Consider the following 17,973-nt stretch of genomic DNA (forward strand, 5'->3'; position numbering starts at 1 on the left):
TCTTACACAGCTCCCGCTTCCCAATATCGTCTCGCAATGCAAAGCTCACGCTCATATGCTGTTCCTGCCAAATGAGCAATCTCAATTCCTCTGCCAGTTGATGGGGAATGCAGCATCTTGCCCTCTCCATAATAAATTCCTACATGATGAATATTCCCTTTGCCTTCTTCATAAGCAAAAAACAGCAAATCCCCTGGCATAACTTCATCAAGCGGAACCCTTCTTCCCTCTGCAGCCTGGTCAGATGCATCACGGGCAATTCGATAGCCATTTGCTTTGTGTACTGCATAAGCAAAACCGGAACAGTCATATCCAAAAGCACTCATCCCGCCCCAAAGATACTCCAGACCGATGTATTGCTCTCCTTCTTTAATAATATTCGATCCATCTCTCTGTTCCCCGCCATAAGCCGTCCTAAAAACTTCAACTGCATCCTTTGGAAGGTATCCCTTACCTTGTGGTGTAACAACCTCTACCTTAGAAGCTTTAACATCCTCTACTGGTAAACATGTCATATAACTAAGTCGGATTAATTTTTTCCCGTTCTCACTTTCAAGCCAAGCATGCTTCTGCTTTATCGCTGCCATTTGAGGACGGACCCACTCATCACGCCTCATTATTTTTAATTGCTGCAATGGAATCCAGCCTGGATAACCATTTTTATCTTTATTAGATGGCTGACTTGGAATGATCACCTTTGCCCAGTCGCCTTTCACTTCTGTAATAATAACTGCTTCTCCATACAAAACTTGGGTCTGTATACGGCTGTCCTCACATAATGCAAGCTTTTCTTCTTGTGATAGATTTCCTAACCACTCTTCCATATCAGCAGCTTCACCTGCTGCAAGTTGGTCTATCTGTCTAGCAGACTCTGGATTGGTCCACACAGTAGCTACTTGAACTGCTGCTACATGGAATCTATCCGGAAGTTGAAATGCATGTTTAAACATTCTTTTCGCTCCTTCCTTCTGTCTCGATATAAATGAATGAAGATAAATGTCATCCTCAATCTCTATGCCTTACTACTCCCGGCATAATGGACAATGTCTTATCTTTTGTTCGAAGTGTTGCTTCTATGCCAAGTGGTACACCAAAGTTCGGTGAACAATGGCCGATTTTAAAACCTTTCATTACCGGACATGATAAATTACTTAGATAATACTGAAATATTTCTTCTAAGCTCAGGGACGGATCTTTTTTAGGTTCCGCTTTAGCAAAGTCTGCCACAACAATTCCAGCTGCCTGATTAAGTTTCCCCGCAAGTCTTAACTGGTTCAGCATGGAATCAACTCGATAAGGCTGTTCATCCGTATCTTCGATCAACAGAATTTTTCCTGCTGTATCTATTTCATATTCTGTTCCCAAGGAACTTGTAAGTAATGTTAAGTTTCCACCTGTCAACTTTCCCGTACTCTCTCCTTCCGCTAAGACGTCCAATGAAGAGAGACTATCGTTATATTGTAATTCCGTTGGTTCAAATAGCTGCTTAAAAGAATTTGCAGATACGGAGGAAAAGTCTGAGTCTGCTATATCTGAAGCAAGCATCGGACCATGAAAGGTAACAAGCCCGGTATTTTGTCTAATAGCTGTGTGCAGGTATGTTATGTCGCTATAACCCCAGATAATTTTCGGATTGGCGGCAATTAAATCATAGTTTAGTGATGAGGCAATTCGGGCTGTACCATACCCGCCACATGCGAAAATAATTGCCTTCACTTCATCATCAGCTATCATGCCATGTAAGTCAGCTAACCGTTCTTCATCCGTCCCAGCTAAATAGCCATTTACTTTACCAATATTTTTTCCCAATTTCACACGGAGACCAAGATTAGTGAAAAAAGGAATAGCCTTTTCGAGGTGCTTTGTATTTGGAGGACTTGCAGGAGCAATTACACCAATCGTATCGCCCATTTTTAAAGCATTTGGCTGCAGCATATAAATCCCTGCTTTCTATGTCAATTAATGAAAAGGAATCGGCTCATCATGTTGATGAGCCATTTTCTAATAGAGATGAATGCGTAAATTATCCGCGCAGCCATGTCTATTTCTTTTCAGCATACTTCAAATCAAAATATCCGACTGGATGGCGAAGAATTCCTTCCACTTCATCCGCTTCAAGCACGACTGTGTTGTAGTATCTTATCGGTACAGCAATCATTTCTTCTGCCAGCAGTTTTTCAGCTTCGTATAAATTTTCCCAGCGCGCTTCTTCATCCGTCTCCGATCTTCCTTTGGCAATTAATTCATCATAATCTGCATTAGAAAACCCAGTACGGTTCATGTAAGAATCCGTAATAAAGCTTTCCAGGAAGTTGACTGGGTCATTGTAGTCATTAATGAATGAACTCCGGGAGAATTGTAATTCTAATGCTTGCTGCGCTTCAGCAAATACATTCCATTCTTGGTTTTCAAGTATAACTTCAATATCCAAGTTCTCTTTAAACATACCTTGTATAGCCTCTGCTACGGCCTTATTCGTATCACTCGTATTGTAGCTTAATGTAATTTCCGGCAATTCATCATAGCCTTCTTCAGCCAGCCCCTCGCTAAGTAGTTCTTTCGCCTTGTCTGGATCAAAAGCTACAAGATCACCATTCACATCACGGAAATCATCACCAGTTGGACTTGTATAACCTGGGTTGATAAAGCCATATGCAGGTTCAACACCATTTTTCACAACAAATTCAGCTATATCGTCACGGTTAATCGCGTATGAAAATGCTTGACGGATTTTCTTGTTTTGAAATGGTTCCATCTCCAGATTAAAGCGGAAAAATTCTATTCCACCATAAGGTCCAATGAATACATTATCTCCGTCAATTAATTGGTCTGAAAGTTCAGGCGGAATACTTGCTGTATCCAGCTCTCCTGCTTCATACATCTGATATTGTGTATTCGTATTATTCACCATTGCGAAGTGTATCTTTTCTAACTTCACAGCTTCTGCATCCCAATAATGCTCATTCTTCGCAAATATCATCTCTTCATCGTGACTCCATGATTCCAATTTGAAAGGGCCATTTCCAACAAACGTTTCTGCTTCTGCATGCCATTTCGGATTTTCATCAGCTACTTTATGGTTGATTGGGAAAAATGCCGGATTGGTTAACACATCAAGGAAGAAACCCGTTGGCTGTGCTAATCCCACTTCCAATGTTTTCTCATCAATTGCGGTCACATTGACATCATCAACAGAACCTTCTCCACTGTTATAATCCTCAGCCCCTTCAATGAAATAGGCTAAAAATGCAGCTGGTGATGCTGTTTCAGGGTCCAGCATATACTTCCATGCATGCTCAAAGTCTGCCGCTACAACAGGGTCGCCATTGGACCATCTTGCATCTTCTCGTAAATGAAATGTGTACGTTAGTCCATCATCAGAAATATCCCAGTTCTCCGCTGCCCCCGGACCCGCACGATGTTCGAGGTCTAAACGGGTTAAACCTTCCATTAAGTTGTTCAGCGGATCCCATGATACTGCGTCAAACCCGATAGATGGGTCCAATGATGTTGGTTCCGTGCCATTATTTAACCGGAGTACACTTTCATCAAGTTCTGTTTTATCCGTTGTTTCTTCTTCCTCTTCCTTTTCACCTTTACCAGTCTGGTCCTGGTCCTTTGGATCCTCACCCGTATCTTCTGTAGCAGTACATGCAGCAAGAAGAAATGCTGTCATTATTGCGATCAGCAAAAAAAGAAACCTTTTATTCATGCTTATCCCCCCTATAATTAATTTGTGACCATGGTGGCCATTAGTTTTTTCGCCCGGGCATCCTGCAGCCAGCAATCCACAGAATGGGAATCACTTAGCGTTGTAGAACCCGGGTATACTTTATTACACACCTCCATCGCCATTGGACATCTCGCAGTAAATGGACATCCTTTTGGAGGTGAAAATAAATCTGGTGGTGTTCCTTCAATTGGTTTTAGTTTTCCTTTCGTATCCAAGCGCGGCACAGAATGAAGTAACCCCTTTGTGTATGGATGCTGCGGGTTATAAAAAATTTCCCGCTTTGTTCCTGTTTCAATAATTTTCCCTGCGTACATGACGGCGATGCGATTGGCAATTTTTGCAACCACTCCTAAGTCATGCGTTATGAGGATAATCGATACTCCCTTTACCTCTTGAATTTTTTCAAAGAGATCTAAGATTTGTGCTTGAATGGTCACATCAAGTGCTGTCGTTGGCTCATCAGCAATTAAAAGCTCCGGTTCGCAAATAAGTGCAATTGCAATCACAATACGCTGCCGCATACCGCCGCTAAATTGATGTGGATATTGTTTGAGACGTTCTTCCGGATTAGGTATTCCAACCAGATGCATCATTTCCAGGGCACGCTCTCTTGCTTCTTTATCCGATATACGCAAATGCTGTTTTACCCCTTCCATTAGCTGTGTTCCAATCGTTAAGGTGGGGTTCAGAGCAGTCATTGGATCTTGAAAAATCATCGAAATGTTTACACCCCGAATCGAGCGCATTTTCTTTTCATGTAATTTCGTTATATCTTGGCCATTAAACAGGATTCTCCCGCTGGTGATTTTACCTGGCGGTGAAGGAATCAGTTTCATAACAGCATTGGAGGTTACACTTTTTCCACATCCTGATTCCCCTACAATTGCCAGTGTCTCTCCTTTATTAAGATGGAAGTCCACCCCTCTAACAGCTTGTACAGTACCACCATAAGTTGTGAAAGTGACATGCAGATCTTTTACATCAAGAATTTTATCCATCACTACCCCTACTTTCTTAATTTCGGATCCAAGGCGTCCTGTAATCCATCACCCAGCACGTTAAAAGCAAACATTGTAAAGGAGATAAAGAATGCCGGGAAGAATAATGTCCACCAATTTCCAGAAAGAATAGCCCCTAATGAATCACTGGCCATTACACCCCAGCTTGCATTAGGCGAGGATATTCCAAGTCCAATAAAGCTGAGAAATGCTTCAGCAAAGATAGCCGATGGTACAGTTAACGTCATTTGAACGATAATTGGCCCCATTGTATTCGGAAGGAGTCCTTTTCGTATGATTCTCGAGGTGTTCGTTCCGAATGATTTCGATGCAAGCACATATTCATAGTTCTTAATTTGCAGAACCTGACCACGTACAATCCTGGCCATGCCTACCCAGCCTGTGACTGTCAACGCGATAATAATGGTCATTAAACTCGGTCCCATAACAACAAGCAACAGGATCACTACTAATAAATACGGAATCCCATATAAAATTTCAATAATCCGCATCATCACATTATCCGTCCGGCCGCCTTTATATCCTGAGATACCTCCCCAAATAATGCCGATCGTAACATCAATCAGTGCTGCCATAAATCCTACAAATAAAGAAATTCTCGCCCCTTCCCAGGTTCGCGTGAAAATGTCACGGCCCGCACTGTCTGTTCCAAACCAATGGTCAGTGGATGGGGGCTGATATTGTTCAGATAATATCCCTGTACTTGCATCATAAGGTGAAAGGATTGGACCAAAAACAGCCATAAATATTAATAATACTAAAAATACAAAACCTGACATTGCTAAATAATTTTTTCTCAATCTTTGCCATGCATCTTTCCAATAGGATAAGGAAGGTCTTGCCACTCGTTCAATTTCTTCTATGTTTTTTTTCCGCCAAACAAACCATTCATCGGGTATATTTTCTTCTGCTGTATGCTGGGGATTTTGATTCGATTTCATATTATTCCCCTTCCTTTTTCGACACTTTGATTCTTGGGTCTACTATTCCATAAACGATATCAACAAGGAAAAGCATCATAATCAAAAAGGCACTATAAAATACGGTTGTTCCCATAATGACAGGGAAATCACGATGGTTAATACTTTCCACGAAGTATTTCCCCATTCCTGGTATCGCAAAAATCTGCTCAATAACAAAAGATCCCGTCATAATTCCAGCCAGCAGCGTGCCCATAATCGTTATAATTGGCATAAGAGCATTTCTTAGTGCGTGTTTCACAATGATCTTCCATGGTGTTAATCCTTTTGCCCGAGCCATTTTAATATAATCCTGTGTTAATACCTCTAGCATGGTTGACCTTGTAAGCCTGGCGATAATCGCCATCGGCCCGGTTGCCAGAGCAAGAATTGGCAGCACCATATGCTTCGGACTTTTCCATGTAGCGACGGGGAATATCTCCCAATTCACAGCCAACTGCTGAATTAACAGTGTTGCTAAAATAAAGTTTGGTATCGATATTCCGAGAACCGCAATTCCCATTGCTAAATAATCGATGAACCCATTATGCCGAAGTGCTGCTAAAATCCCCAAGGCAATTCCCGATATGACAGCTATAAGAATCGTAAACAGGCCAAGTTCAGCTGAGATTGGAAATCCTTTTCCCAATAAATCACTGACTGTTTGATTAGGCTGTTTAATAGAAGGACCAAAATCCAATGTAATAACTGATTTTAAATAAAGCAGATATTGAATATGCAGCGGTTTATCCAAGTTATAATGCCTTTCAAGATTTTGCTGAACAATCTCATTCGAACTGCTGTCACTATTAAATGGTGAACCAGGAATAGACACCATCAGCACAAAGGTTAATGTTATGATAATCCATAGAGTAATCAACATGATGATGAGCTTTTTTAAAATATATTTAAGCATTGTCTAAAACTCCCTTCTCATAGAGGACAGAGGGAGTTATCCCCCTTCACTTTTGAATATTCCAATGACAGAGAATGGGCTGTCCCTCGCTTCTTACCTGAGATAGTTATAAATCGATAAGCCAATTTTTCCGATTACTTCTGGCGAATCAAGTTCATTTACTCCCTTGGAAAGGATGGAAGCAATAAACCATCTCTTCTCAACATAAAAGATGCCAATGTCATGCCGGAACCCAGAAACATTTCCCGTTTTATTCGCTAGTTCCCATTGTTTGGGAGCACCGCTTACAGGCTCGTCTGATTCAGGGATTTTCACAGGAAGTGAATTCCGGATTTGCTGCTTTTTTAGAATCGTTATCATCTCTCTACAAGCCTCGGCAGAAACGACCTTTCCCATTGCAATTTTTAAAAGCATGTTCGTCATTTCATGTGCTGTAATCCTGTTTGTTTCTTTTTGATTCGTTTCTTTACGCATCATCTTATGGTAAAATCTGCTTGTTTCTAAACCACTATCTTTCATCGACTCTTGAATGTTATGCGTTCCTACTAAATCAATAAGCATGTTCGTTGCCGTGTTATCGCTTTGAATAATCATAAGGGTAACGAGATCATAAATAGTAAATACAGTCCCGGGTGTCATATGCTGGAGGACTCCACTGCCACCCACGATATCCTCTCGCTTCAGCATCATCGTGCTGCTGAGTTTAATCTCCTCTCGCAAACTTGCAGCAAATACAGCAATCATAATTGGAATTTTAATAACACTGGCTGCATAAAAAGGAAGGTGCTCGTTTACTTCCCATGTCTCCTTTGTGTCAATATCAAATAACGATATACCCCACGTTCCTCCTGTCATTTCCGTTATGTTGGCAATTCGCTCTGTTAGCTGCTTTAATCCGCTCTTATCGACTGTATTTCTATGCATATTCCGCACCAGCTGCAAGTTCGATCATGACGAGAAAAGCTCGATATGCCTCTAAAATGTCTTTGGCATGGTAGTGAACAATTGTTGTATCAGGAATAATCTCTGTTCCAGGCATCATATGCGCCAGCTCAGCTGCACCATAATTCGTAAACTCCACTTTAAGCATGGGACTTTCTGGAGGCAAGAGCGGCTTTGTATGATTACGGCTTTCAATAGCCTGTTTCACTTTCTTTTGTAAAAGCGCACCAGCTTTCTTTGGGCTTAAGCTTTTTACCGTCGACCTGGACACTGCTTCCTTTACAATCGCAGACGTAACATTCGGAATGAGTTCCCGAGCTTCTTTGGCTGTCTCATTATCGCCAGATACCAATAGAACTGGGACTCCATAGAATCCAGCAATCATCGCATTCATGCCTATTTCTCCTACTTGTATATCATTCACATAGATATTACGAATCTTATGAATCATGGAATGGGACATCACTCCTGGCATACCCGCTCGTGAATGGTAACCAATAAACATCGCACCTGCAAAGCTGCTGTCTATCCCATGCATCATAGAGTATGTTTTGATACCGCCTGAAATAAGCTCCGCATCCGGGTGAAGTTCATCGATTAAAATGTTGTTCATTTTACTGTGACTGTCATTTACAAGAACATTGCTGCACCCGGCTTGAAAAGCTGCCTCTATGACGTAATTTGCTTCCTCAGTCATGATTCTCCGGGCGCGCTCGTAATTATGTCTGGAAGCGCTGACAAATGATTGGTCAGGCAAGCCTGTTATCCCTTCCATATCTACTGATAAATAGAGTTTCATAACATGTCTCCTTAGGGGACGGATATTATATTTTACTTTAGGAATCATGAAGTTCGCGTCCCACTGTTTATTTAATTATATGGCTGAGTGTTTATATACATGAATGGTTGTTTCTATGCAGGGCTGCGAAGTGTAGAAGTTATGGTGCAGAATTTATTCATCTATTATCTGGTTTGTGAAAAGTAATTAAACTTATTTTTCTGATATATCCGTCTATTATGTTGAAGTTATTTTACCTTGTAAACTGAATAATTGCAAGATAATTTATATTTTTAAGTTTTAAAATCCGCTTTCAATAGAATTAAAAAGACAGAAGATGTATTATTTTCTCCTGTCTCTACCATAACTTTATTAAGATTTAATCAATGAGGAGATCATTTTGGGATGTTAATTGCTTCTTCATCTAACACTATTTTCAACAGCCTCGTTCTCCTTTTTGCAGCTCCGGCCATCCACCGACTCCTTACAACAAATTTCACCCTTCATCATTTCTTCCACCAGCACCCGGTTCTTCTTTTCAAAGATTTCATTATGTGATGACACCATCGCATATTCTTCTGCTGCTGGCTGAATATATTGTTTTGCTTTATTCACCGCATTTGCTGCATCTTGAAAACAGCCGGCAATTAAATGCAGCTTGCCATTAAACTTTATAATATCCCCCGCTCCATATAGGCCCTCAATAGAAGACTCACTATTGGAACTGCCTGCAATATAAAAGTCATCTTCCATTTCTATATTTAATTCACTGTTTTTCAAAAGACTCGCATCCTGCTCATATCCGTGATTAATGATTACATCATCAATATTCAGGAATAATTTCTCGCCTGTCTCTTGCTCTGTAAGTTCCACCATTTCTACTTTTTCATGATGTTCATCGGCTGCCAGCTTCGTAATCGTTGTTTGCGGAAGACAATGAACAGAGCTGTTCAGTAATTGGGTAACCTGTGCTTCATGACCAGATAGATTTTCTTTACGATAAGTGATATATACCTTTTTCGCTATCGACTCTAATTCATTTGCCCAGTCAATCGCAGTATTACCGCCACCCGAGATAATGACGGTCTTATCCTTAAATCTCTTAAGTGAAGTGATTGTATAATGTATATTCGTCACTTCAAACCTTTCTGCCCCTTCAATCGCCAGCTTTTTCGGATTTAAAATTCCACCCCCAACAGCTACAATGACTGTTTTCGAATAATGTATCTGACCAGACGCAGCCCGCAATTCAAAAATTCCTTCCAAATTGCGGGAAATTGCTTCCACCTTTTCATTTAATACGACAGTCGGTTCAAAAGTTAAACCCTGCTCAATCAGCTGCTCCATCAGCTTTTCCCCCGGAACTGGCGGCACCCCGCCAACATCCCAGATCATCTTCTCTGGGTAGACATTGATTTTCCCCCCAAGCTTCGGCTGGTATTCAATCAGCTTTGTCTTCATTTCTCTCAGTCCACTATAAAAAGTTGAGTACAAACCTGCTGGTCCGCCGCCAATAACGATAACATCAAATATATCCTCTTGTTTCATTACCATTTCTCCACCCCAGATTGTATTTAAATTATTTAATAAATATTGACACATTGTAATTTTAAATATATATTAACACATATAAATGATATTGATAATCATTATCAGTATTAATTTTCATATTTTATTATGGAGGTCATAAAAATGATCCGTCTTTCTAGTGAGGATTTAGGAATTGCTTATGGTAATCGCTTAATTGTAAGGAATCTTAGTTTAGAAATCCCGGACAAGAAAATTACAACCATTATCGGATCCAATGGTTGTGGCAAATCAACGCTGCTTAAAGCCATTACACGAATTATTCCACATCAATCAGGCTCCGTCCTTTTAGATGGTAAAGATATTTCAAAAGAAAACACAAAGACTTTGGCCAAAAAAATGGCTATTTTGCCGCAAACACCTGAAAGTGCCGCTGGTCTAACTGTTGGAGAACTAATATCTTACGGGAGATTCCCCTATCAAACAGGCTTTGGGCGCTTAACTAAAAAGGATTATGAAGTCATTGATTGGGCTCTGGAAGTTACTGGCACATCGGAATTTAAATACCGTCCGATTAATGCACTTTCCGGAGGACAGCGTCAGCGAGTATGGATTGCGATGACACTTGTCCAAGAGACGGAAATTATCTTTCTTGATGAGCCAACAACTTATTTAGATATGGCACACCAACTTGAGGTCTTAGAGTTATTACAGAAGTTGAATGAAGAGCATAACCGAACAATTATCATGGTGCTTCATGATTTAAACCAAGCTGCTCGCTTTGCTGACTATCTTATTGCGCTAAAAGATGGAGAAATCGTAAAAGCCGGCACGCCCCAAGAGATTATTAATCCAGGGGTACTCCGAGACGTATTTCAAATTGATGCTGTTATCGGACATGATCCAAGAACAAAGAAGCCAATGTGTATGACCTATAACTTATTGAAAGGAGAAAATAAACATGAAGAAACGACTTATCCCATATTTCCTGCTGCTAATTTTAGTTAGTGCTTGCAGCAATGCAGATGCAACAAAGGAGGATAATACTTCAGATGAGACAGTCACATATCAATCTGAAACAGGACCAATTGAAGTGCCAGCTGACCCACAAAGAGTTGTTATCCTGTCAGGATATACAGGTAATGTTATCCATTTGGGGGTAAATGTTGTTGGTGTTGATACGTGGTCTAAAAACAACCCAACCTTTGCAGAGGAGTTAAAAGATGTGGAAGAAGTGTCCGAAGATAATCTCGAAAAAATAATGGAATTAGAACCAGATTTAATTATCGCATTATCAACCGTAAATAATCTCGATAAGCTGGAAAAGATCGCACCTACAGTTACCTACACATGGGGAAAAGTAGATTATCTGACACAGCATATCGAAATTGGAAAGCTGCTTAGCAAGGAACAAGAAGCAAAAGAATGGGTAGAAGACTTTAAACAGCGCGCAGGTGAAATTGGAGAAGATATTCGGGCAAAAATTGGAGAAGATGCAACCGTATCTGTAATCGAAGCATATGGAAAAGAACTATATGTGTACGGGGATGACTTTGCACGCGGAACAGAAATCTTATATCAAACATTGAATCTGAAAATGCCTGAAAAGGTAAAGGAAAATGCATTAGAATCAGGATATTATACACTATCAGCTGAAGTGCTTCCCGAGTTTGCAGGAGATTATATTGTGATGAGCAAATACTCTGATGCAGATACATCCTACCAGGAAACAGATACATACAAGAACATTCCAGCTGTGAAAAATGGAAATGTAATTGAAATGCAAGGTGAAGGGGCTTCATTCAATGATCCTGTCACACTTGAAAAACAACTGGCAATCTTTAAAGAAGGATTTTTAGGGAACTAAACAGAGATTTATAGGGATAGGGTTGGCCAAAAGGAATGTTACGCAGATTTCCTTTTCTGTTAACCCTTTTTCCATTTTGTGAAAGGACAAGTGTAATCGGCATGACCAAAAAACACTTATTTTTTACTTCATTTACATTTAAATTCATTTTAGCCATTCCCATTTTCATCGGAATGTTTTTCATTGCAATGATATATGGTGCCGCAGATGTCTCTGTTAGAGATGTATGGCTGGCTCTAACAAGTTCTGCATCAGGTGAGCATATTTCAGTAATTCGTGATATTCGCTTGCCACGTGAAATAGCTGCAATCTTTGTTGGTGCCGCTCTTGCTGTATCTGGTGCAATCATGCAGGGTTTAACCAGAAACCCACTGGCTGACCCGGGTTTACTTGGATTAACTGCTGGAGCTTATGCCGCCTTATCGATTACCATTGCTTTTCTTCCATCAGCCAATTATTTTTTGACAATGGTTGCCTGTTTTATCGGCGCTGCTATCGGTGCAACCTTCGTTTTTGGTATTGATTCGATAAAAAGAGGGGGATTCTCCCCATTCCGCATTGTATTAGCCGGAGCTGCTGTTTCAGCCTTTTTATATGCTATTGCTGAAGGAATTGGGCTATATTTTAAAACCTCTAAAGATATCTCCATGTGGACCGCAGGAGGAATGATTGGAACGAATTGGAAACAGCTGCAAATTATTGTGCCCTTTATTGTAATTGGGCTTGTTCTTTCCCTATTCCTTTCCAAACAACTTACCATTCTTAGTTTAAATGAGGAAGTAGCAATTGGCTTAGGGCAAAACATCTTAAGAATTAAAATCCTTTTATTTATTGTTATTATTATTCTTGCGGGCGCATCTGTCGCTCTTGTTGGTAATATGACATTCATTGGCCTGATGATTCCCCATATTGTTCGGGCGATTGTTGGAACGGATTATCGGTTTATTTTACCAATGTCGGCAATTGTGGGGGCTACTTTCATGCTTTTTGCCGATACAATTGGGCGCACTTTAAACGCACCATATGAAACACCTGTTGTTGCAATTATTTCTATGATTGGTTTACCATTCTTCCTGATTATCGTCCGAAAAGGAGGAAAATCGCTATCATGATACATCCAGCATTAATCAAAAAGCAGCGGATTATTTTATTCATTTCCCTTCTGCTCATTATTATTACTGTTATTGTCAGCATGGGAATTGGCTCATCCAGTTTAACCTTTGATCGGCTCATGCAAACCATTATCGTACAAGGCAGTATGAAAGAGGAATTTATACTGTATTCGATTCGCCTGCCGCGCATATTAATTACCCTGCTTGCAGGGATGGCGCTTGCCTTGTCTGGTGCGATTTTACAAGGAATCACAAGAAATAATTTAGCTGATCCAGGCATCATTGGAATTAATTCAGGCGCAGGGGTTGCCATTGCCATTTTCTTTTTATTTTTCCCAATTGAAGCTGGGACATTTGTTTATATGATTCCAATTGTTGGATTTATAGGCGCCATTATAACAGCATGCTTTATTTACCTTTTTGCCTATAGTAAACGAGATGGGCTGCAGCCTGTAAGTTTAGTCCTTGTAGGAGTCGGCTTTGCAACAGCACTATCTGGGGCGATGATTGTCATTATTTCAGCTGCAGAGCGAACAAAGGTTGACTTTATCGCAAAATGGTTAGCAGGAAACATTTGGGGAACAGATTGGCCATTCGTTTTGGCTCTCCTTCCCTGGCTCGTCATCTTGATTCCATTTACCTTATATAAGGCAAATCGGCTAAATCTCTTAGAATTAAGTGACCCTGTTGCTATTGGTGTTGGAGTCTCCATAGAAAAGGAGCGCATTGTTTTACTTCTGACAGCTGTAGCTTTAGCCGCTGCGGCCGTATCTGTCACAGGCGGAATCAGCTTTATTGGTCTGATGGCACCACATATTGCGAAGTCATTAGTAGGTCCGAGAAACCAACTGTTTATTCCAGTTGCTATCTTCATTGGCGGCTGGCTGCTGTTATTTGCCGATACAGTTGGAAGGAACCTGATTGATACGACAATACCTGCTGGAATAATGGTTTCGTTGATTGGTGCACCTTATTTTGTTTATTTGTTGTTGAAGAAGTGAGATAGAACGATTGATGTCGTTAGGGTATTCATCAGCGCTATACTAGGTAACAGCTGCTTACTAGTATTTCTTCATTAAGAAAAGCCGAGGGAGCATGTCTCTCGGCCTATTTAATAGTTTTTCAGCATCGTATGTTTAACCTTTATTTTGGTGAAGCTGAACATGAAGTTCCCTGACTTGCTCCGCTAACTCTGGAACAGGTCCATCCACTGTAGCATCACGAATAACATCCTGAATAGGCAGATTCCGAACCCGAGAAGGGGCAACATCCATTTCACTCAGCCATTCCGCGAGCTGTTCAGATGAACTAGCATATACAATCCGTCCTAAACCAACCCATCCGTGAGCTGCCGCACACATTGGACAATGTTCACCTGAGGTATATACGGTTGCCCTGCTTCTTGCTTCAAGTGTCATATTCTCCGCTGCCCAGCGCGCCAATGCAAATTCTGGATGCTGTGTATGGTCCCCTCCTGCAACGTGGTTATGGTCTTCAGCGAGTACTTCTCCTTCAGCTGAAACAAGGACTGAACCAAACGGCTCGTCGCCTTTTTCCAATGCAGCTTTTGCCAATTCAACACAGCGATTCAAGTGCTTCATATCTGTATCCGTTATCATCATTATCTCCTCCTGGCATTTAAATACTTTTCTTAAATATATCTGTTGCAGAAGAACAATCTTATAAAAGATTACCTTTTCATTCTAGTATAACGAATATATAATCAATTCTCACTGTACATGTTTAGATCAGTAAAAGAAAAGAGCTTACGATACAAGATTGTTTGATGAATTCCTTCATTCTTTCATCCTCCAACAGTGGATTTGCTATCCTAAACAAAGGTTAACCTTAATGGATGGCAAAACAGAACATTGCATAAAAAAATAAATTTTATAAGTTGATAGTTAAAAATTCTTTCCAGCCTCTTTCCCCTTCGTGTATGATAATAGAGACTACTAATTTACTTTTTAAGGCGGAAATGATTATATGAAAAAAATTATCTTTATCCTTATGTCTGCTATAGTTATCATTATTCTAATTGCTCTAAACCAGAATCATACTGAGCAGGAAGATCCCAATTTTATATATGTATCATTAAAAGGGAATGATCAAAATGATGGTACAAAAACAAAACCATTTCGCACAATAGAAAAGGCAGCCTCTGAAGCCAAGACGGGTACCACTGTGTTCATCCGAAAAGGAACGTATTATGAAAAGCTCGTTGTTAAACATAGCGGGACAAAATCAAAGCCAGTCATTTTCAAAGCCTATGAAAATGAAGAGGTTATTCTCAGTGGCGAGGAATTAGAAGATGCTGAAGGTGATACATCCCTTGTTAAGGTAAAGGATAAAAACTACATTACCATTGATGGATTAACGATACAGGATTTAACAACTGATTTAGATGATGAAACGGTAATCGGAATTTATGTAACAGGCTCCAGCAGTCATATAGAAATAAGCAATAATCATATACAGCACATTGAAACCCATGCAGATAACGGAAATGGTCATGGAATAGCCATCTATGGCACCAGTCCAATGAAGGATATACATATTGCGAACAATACGGTAGAAGACTTAAAACTTGGTTTCAGTGAATCTGTTGTACTTAACGGAAATATTGACGGCTTTCTTATAGAAAATAATTTGGTTCGGCGAAATAATAACATAGGGATTGATCTAATAGGTTATGAAGGTATTGCTGCTGATAAAAATGCAGACTATGTTAGAAATGGAACAGTAAAAAATAATACTGTCTATGAGAATTCTTCCTATGGCAACCCTGCCTATGGAGATGATTACAGTGCTGGTGGTATTTACGTGGACGGCGGGAAAAATATTTCCATCGAAAGAAATACCATTTATCAATGTGATTTAGGGATAGAGGCAACTTCCGAACATCCGGGCAGGTATGCAGAAAATATAAATATTGTAAACAATGCTATATATAATAACCATTACACAGGTATATCAATAGGTGGCTATGACGAGAATCGCGGTGGCACGATTGACTCTGTAATCTCTCATAATATCCTTTATCGTAACGATACGAAGGAATTAGATGGCGGACAGCTTCTGTTGCAGCATGATATTAGAAATAATGTGATTGAGAAAAATATACTGACCGCTGGGCCATCACGTATCTTTATTGCTAACTATTTTACAGCCAATCAAGGAAATGAACTTCAAAAGAATATTTATCATAAAGAAGAAGGAAAGGCTGGTCTATGGGTATGGAAACAGAAGGACTATGCATCTTTTCCCGCCTTCAAATCCGCTTCAAATAGTGATGATCAATCAAGTTATATAGACCCAAGATATAAAAACAAAGCCGAATTTGATTTCGAACTGCAAGAGGATTCTCCAGCAATGAAAATTTTAAAATAACACCGATTCGGGTAAGAAATAACATCTGTTATGTTAAAGTAATTGATAGATGGTACTTTAAAAAAGAGATTGGAGTTTTGATAATGAAAAAGAGAAAGACGCTAATTGCAGCGACCTTACTGCTTATTCTATTAGTTGCAATGTCTGCTTGCAGCAATTCGACTGATGACAAATCAAATAATGATCAGACCGAACCTGAAAGTATACCAGAAGAAACAGAGGATGCAGCACAGACAACTGACTCCCCTTCCAAGAAGGCATCAAACACCGATAATAGCGATGATACACTTTCAGAAGAAGCAACAGCTGAGACGGAAGAAAACGAACTCGAAGAAGATAAAACAGCTGATACTGTAACGAAGATAGAAGGAAGAAGAACAGAATTTATAGAAAGACTAGACAACATTCAAAAAGAACTTGATGCCTTGCCAGAAAAGAAAGATTCTGATAAAGGTGTAACAAATGCTATGAAGAACTATTATGGACGTTCGTACGAAATGTATGACAAAGAGTTAAACGAAATTTATGCTTTACTAAAAGAGAATTTATCCCCTGAAATAATGAACGAGTTAAAAACAGAACAAATGAAATGGATAGAACAGAAAGAAAAGACTGCAGAGGAAGAAAGGCTAAAATATAATGGAGGAACGTTTGAGAATGTTGCATTATATATCTCTTTGTACGAATCGACAAAGGAAAGATGTTATGAATTGGTTAACGAATACATGACAGATTAAATAGAAATAAAGAACAGCTTACTAGAGACTATAGGGAGCCCTAAAGTCTTGGATAATATATTGCAGCAGAGGAATGTATTGAAGTCTGCTGAATAAACCATAAAATTTCCATTTTGCAGAGAAGAACCCTTATCAGCGATACGTCGCCAAGATAAGGATTCTTCTTTATACTCCATCTAATCAAAAATCCGGTACCAGGTGTACACTCATGAAGCCTTTTCTGTGCGTTTCGATAGAACTATCGGCAATGCTTTTAAGATATTCTTTGTCATTAAGAAATATATAAACAGCAGGATTAAATCGAGAATAAAAGATAGTAAATATATATGAATATTTAATACACGTTCAGCGATAATATTGCGATTTATCACTTCTGTACCGAGAAATAATATGTAATAGATAGGAATAAACAGGCCAAGTTTTTTACCCAAGTTGAAAGTTTTGTCGTGTTCTTTAAAGTGTGTAGACATCGTTGAGAAAACATTCCATAAACCATATAAATTATATACCGGAATTAAGATTCTAGCGATTGCCCCTAATGGTGTGATCGGATAGTATGCATCTAGATTCTTCAGATCTTCATGTACCTTATAAATCCAAAATAAATAAACGACACTTGTTATATACCATATGATAATATTTGCATAGCTTACAGCTTCAACAATCCAGGCGATGGATAGATAGACTTCATAATAAAAGTACACATAAAAGTAGTTTGTAAATATAAAAATACCGCCTAATATCATCGAAATGATTAAAAATATTTTTAACACATTTCCAGTTGCTTGGTTCTTTAAATTCATTTCATTACCCCTTTGACCTATCTAATGTTCTTTATGAAAGGCTGACATACGTTAATTCTCCACTTATTTAAGGTACATCATTTCTCACTCGAATATAACCCATTTTATTATAGGGTAATTTTGGTAATCCACGAAGGGTACTTAGTCCCGAGTTACTATTGTTTCCATCAAATCAGTATAATTAACACCC

At 39.5% G+C, this 17,973-nt stretch carries 16 protein-coding genes and 1 pseudogene; 6 read left to right on the forward strand and 11 right to left on the reverse strand.

Annotation, left to right across the window (positions count from 1 at the left end; translation table 11 throughout):
* Window positions 1–2: 2 nt before the first annotated feature.
* The 9 genes and pseudogenes from NST93_RS13830 to NST93_RS13870 form a co-directional block, all read right to left on the reverse strand.
* The gene (locus NST93_RS13830) at window positions 3–950 is read right to left on the reverse strand and encodes an NlpC/P60 family protein (protein ID WP_405097992.1); all 948 of its coding nucleotides are present in this window, start codon (window positions 948–950) and stop codon (window positions 3–5) included.
* Window positions 951–1,005: 55 nt separating this feature from the next.
* Window positions 1,006–1,935 carry an LD-carboxypeptidase gene (locus NST93_RS13835; protein WP_405097994.1) on the reverse strand — a complete coding sequence of 310 codons (930 nt, stop codon included), beginning with the start codon at window positions 1,933–1,935 and terminating at the stop codon, window positions 1,006–1,008.
* Window positions 1,936–2,041: 106 nt separating this feature from the next.
* Window positions 2,042–3,712 carry a peptide ABC transporter substrate-binding protein gene (locus tag NST93_RS13840; RefSeq protein WP_405097996.1) on the reverse strand — a complete coding sequence of 557 codons (1,671 nt, stop codon included), beginning with the start codon at window positions 3,710–3,712 and terminating at the stop codon, window positions 2,042–2,044.
* A gap of 17 nt (window positions 3,713–3,729) precedes the next feature.
* Window positions 3,730–4,731 (reverse strand): ABC transporter ATP-binding protein, encoded by a 1,002-nt coding sequence (locus NST93_RS13845; RefSeq protein ID WP_405097998.1) that lies wholly within the window; start codon window positions 4,729–4,731, stop codon window positions 3,730–3,732.
* A gap of 8 nt (window positions 4,732–4,739) precedes the next feature.
* On the reverse strand, window positions 4,740–5,693 hold the full coding sequence (locus tag NST93_RS13850; RefSeq protein ID WP_405098000.1) for an ABC transporter permease: 954 nt from the start codon (window positions 5,691–5,693) through the stop codon (window positions 4,740–4,742).
* 1 nt (window position 5,694) lies between these two features.
* Window positions 5,695–6,627, reverse strand: coding sequence for an ABC transporter permease (locus tag NST93_RS13855; protein WP_405098002.1), 933 nt, complete (start codon window positions 6,625–6,627; stop codon window positions 5,695–5,697).
* Between the two features lie 93 nt (window positions 6,628–6,720).
* Window positions 6,721–7,551: a serine hydrolase gene (locus NST93_RS13860; protein ID WP_405098004.1), complete on the reverse strand. Its 831-nt coding sequence runs from the start codon at window positions 7,549–7,551 to the stop codon at window positions 6,721–6,723.
* The gene (locus NST93_RS13865; RefSeq protein WP_405098006.1) at window positions 7,544–8,368 is read right to left on the reverse strand and encodes a M55 family metallopeptidase; all 825 of its coding nucleotides are present in this window, start codon (window positions 8,366–8,368) and stop codon (window positions 7,544–7,546) included. The genes NST93_RS13860 and NST93_RS13865 overlap by 8 nt, the downstream gene beginning before the upstream one ends.
* A gap of 480 nt (window positions 8,369–8,848) precedes the next feature.
* Window positions 8,849–9,895, reverse strand: a pseudogene (locus NST93_RS13870) (NAD(P)/FAD-dependent oxidoreductase); the annotation flags it as partial.
* Between the two features lie 144 nt (window positions 9,896–10,039).
* On the opposite strand from NST93_RS13870, the gene NST93_RS13875 reads away from it, so the two are divergent.
* From NST93_RS13875 to NST93_RS13890, 4 genes are all read left to right on the forward strand, one after another.
* A complete protein-coding gene (locus tag NST93_RS13875) occupies window positions 10,040–10,882 on the forward strand; it encodes an ABC transporter ATP-binding protein (RefSeq protein ID WP_405098008.1) in 843 nt (280 codons plus the stop codon).
* Complete coding sequence (locus NST93_RS13880; RefSeq protein ID WP_405098010.1) at window positions 10,836–11,741, forward strand: ABC transporter substrate-binding protein; 906 nt, start codon at window positions 10,836–10,838, stop codon at window positions 11,739–11,741. The genes NST93_RS13875 and NST93_RS13880 overlap by 47 nt, the downstream gene beginning before the upstream one ends.
* Window positions 11,742–11,842: 101 nt before the next feature.
* A complete protein-coding gene (locus NST93_RS13885) occupies window positions 11,843–12,853 on the forward strand; it encodes a FecCD family ABC transporter permease (RefSeq protein ID WP_405098012.1) in 1,011 nt (336 codons plus the stop codon).
* A complete protein-coding gene (locus NST93_RS13890) occupies window positions 12,850–13,854 on the forward strand; it encodes a FecCD family ABC transporter permease (protein WP_405098014.1) in 1,005 nt (334 codons plus the stop codon). Before NST93_RS13885 ends, NST93_RS13890 begins: the two co-directional genes overlap by 4 nt.
* A 135-nt stretch (window positions 13,855–13,989) precedes the next feature.
* On the opposite strand, the gene NST93_RS13895 is transcribed toward NST93_RS13890, so the two are convergent.
* Entirely contained in the window at window positions 13,990–14,472 is a 483-nt protein-coding gene (locus tag NST93_RS13895; RefSeq protein WP_405098016.1) for a nucleoside deaminase, read from the reverse strand.
* Window positions 14,473–14,839: 367 nt separating this feature from the next.
* Between NST93_RS13895 and NST93_RS13900 the strand changes: the two genes are divergently transcribed.
* Window positions 14,840–16,243, forward strand: a complete 1,404-nt coding sequence (locus NST93_RS13900; RefSeq protein WP_405098018.1) for a right-handed parallel beta-helix repeat-containing protein — start codon at window positions 14,840–14,842, stop codon at window positions 16,241–16,243.
* Window positions 16,244–16,326: 83 nt separating this feature from the next.
* The gene (locus NST93_RS13905; RefSeq protein WP_405098020.1) at window positions 16,327–16,980 is read left to right on the forward strand and encodes a lysozyme inhibitor LprI family protein; all 654 of its coding nucleotides are present in this window, start codon (window positions 16,327–16,329) and stop codon (window positions 16,978–16,980) included.
* 206 nt (window positions 16,981–17,186) lie between these two features.
* On the opposite strand, the gene NST93_RS13910 is transcribed toward NST93_RS13905, so the two are convergent.
* Window positions 17,187–17,783 (reverse strand): hypothetical protein, encoded by a 597-nt coding sequence (locus NST93_RS13910; protein ID WP_405098022.1) that lies wholly within the window; start codon window positions 17,781–17,783, stop codon window positions 17,187–17,189.
* Between the last annotated feature and the right edge of the window lie 190 nt (window positions 17,784–17,973).

Origin of the sequence: Oceanobacillus sp. FSL H7-0719 (genome assembly GCF_045040795.1) — a bacterium.
Taxonomy (GTDB): domain Bacteria; phylum Bacillota; class Bacilli; order Bacillales; family Amphibacillaceae; genus Oceanobacillus.

Coding starts and splice junctions, on each gene's coding strand:
- NST93_RS13845 (WP_405097998.1), bottom strand. CDS start 4,731: ATGGATAAAATTCTTGATGTAAAAGATCTGCATGTCACTTTCACAACT.
- NST93_RS13855 (WP_405098002.1), bottom strand. CDS start 6,627: ATGCTTAAATATATTTTAAAAAAGCTCATCATCATGTTGATTACTCTA.
- NST93_RS13895 (WP_405098016.1), bottom strand. CDS start 14,472: ATGATAACGGATACAGATATGAAGCACTTGAATCGCTGTGTTGAATTG.
- NST93_RS13835 (WP_405097994.1), bottom strand. CDS start 1,935: ATGCTGCAGCCAAATGCTTTAAAAATGGGCGATACGATTGGTGTAATT.
- NST93_RS13900 (WP_405098018.1), top strand. CDS start 14,840: ATGAAAAAAATTATCTTTATCCTTATGTCTGCTATAGTTATCATTATT.
- NST93_RS13850 (WP_405098000.1), bottom strand. CDS start 5,693: ATGAAATCGAATCAAAATCCCCAGCATACAGCAGAAGAAAATATACCC.
- NST93_RS13830 (WP_405097992.1), bottom strand. CDS start 950: ATGTTTAAACATGCATTTCAACTTCCGGATAGATTCCATGTAGCAGCA.
- NST93_RS13885 (WP_405098012.1), top strand. CDS start 11,843: ATGACCAAAAAACACTTATTTTTTACTTCATTTACATTTAAATTCATT.
- NST93_RS13875 (WP_405098008.1), top strand. CDS start 10,040: ATGATCCGTCTTTCTAGTGAGGATTTAGGAATTGCTTATGGTAATCGC.
- NST93_RS13890 (WP_405098014.1), top strand. CDS start 12,850: ATGATACATCCAGCATTAATCAAAAAGCAGCGGATTATTTTATTCATT.
- NST93_RS13905 (WP_405098020.1), top strand. CDS start 16,327: ATGAAAAAGAGAAAGACGCTAATTGCAGCGACCTTACTGCTTATTCTA.
- NST93_RS13840 (WP_405097996.1), bottom strand. CDS start 3,712: ATGAATAAAAGGTTTCTTTTTTTGCTGATCGCAATAATGACAGCATTT.
- NST93_RS13910 (WP_405098022.1), bottom strand. CDS start 17,783: ATGAATTTAAAGAACCAAGCAACTGGAAATGTGTTAAAAATATTTTTA.
- NST93_RS13880 (WP_405098010.1), top strand. CDS start 10,836: ATGAAGAAACGACTTATCCCATATTTCCTGCTGCTAATTTTAGTTAGT.
- NST93_RS13865 (WP_405098006.1), bottom strand. CDS start 8,368: ATGAAACTCTATTTATCAGTAGATATGGAAGGGATAACAGGCTTGCCT.
- NST93_RS13860 (WP_405098004.1), bottom strand. CDS start 7,551: ATGCATAGAAATACAGTCGATAAGAGCGGATTAAAGCAGCTAACAGAG.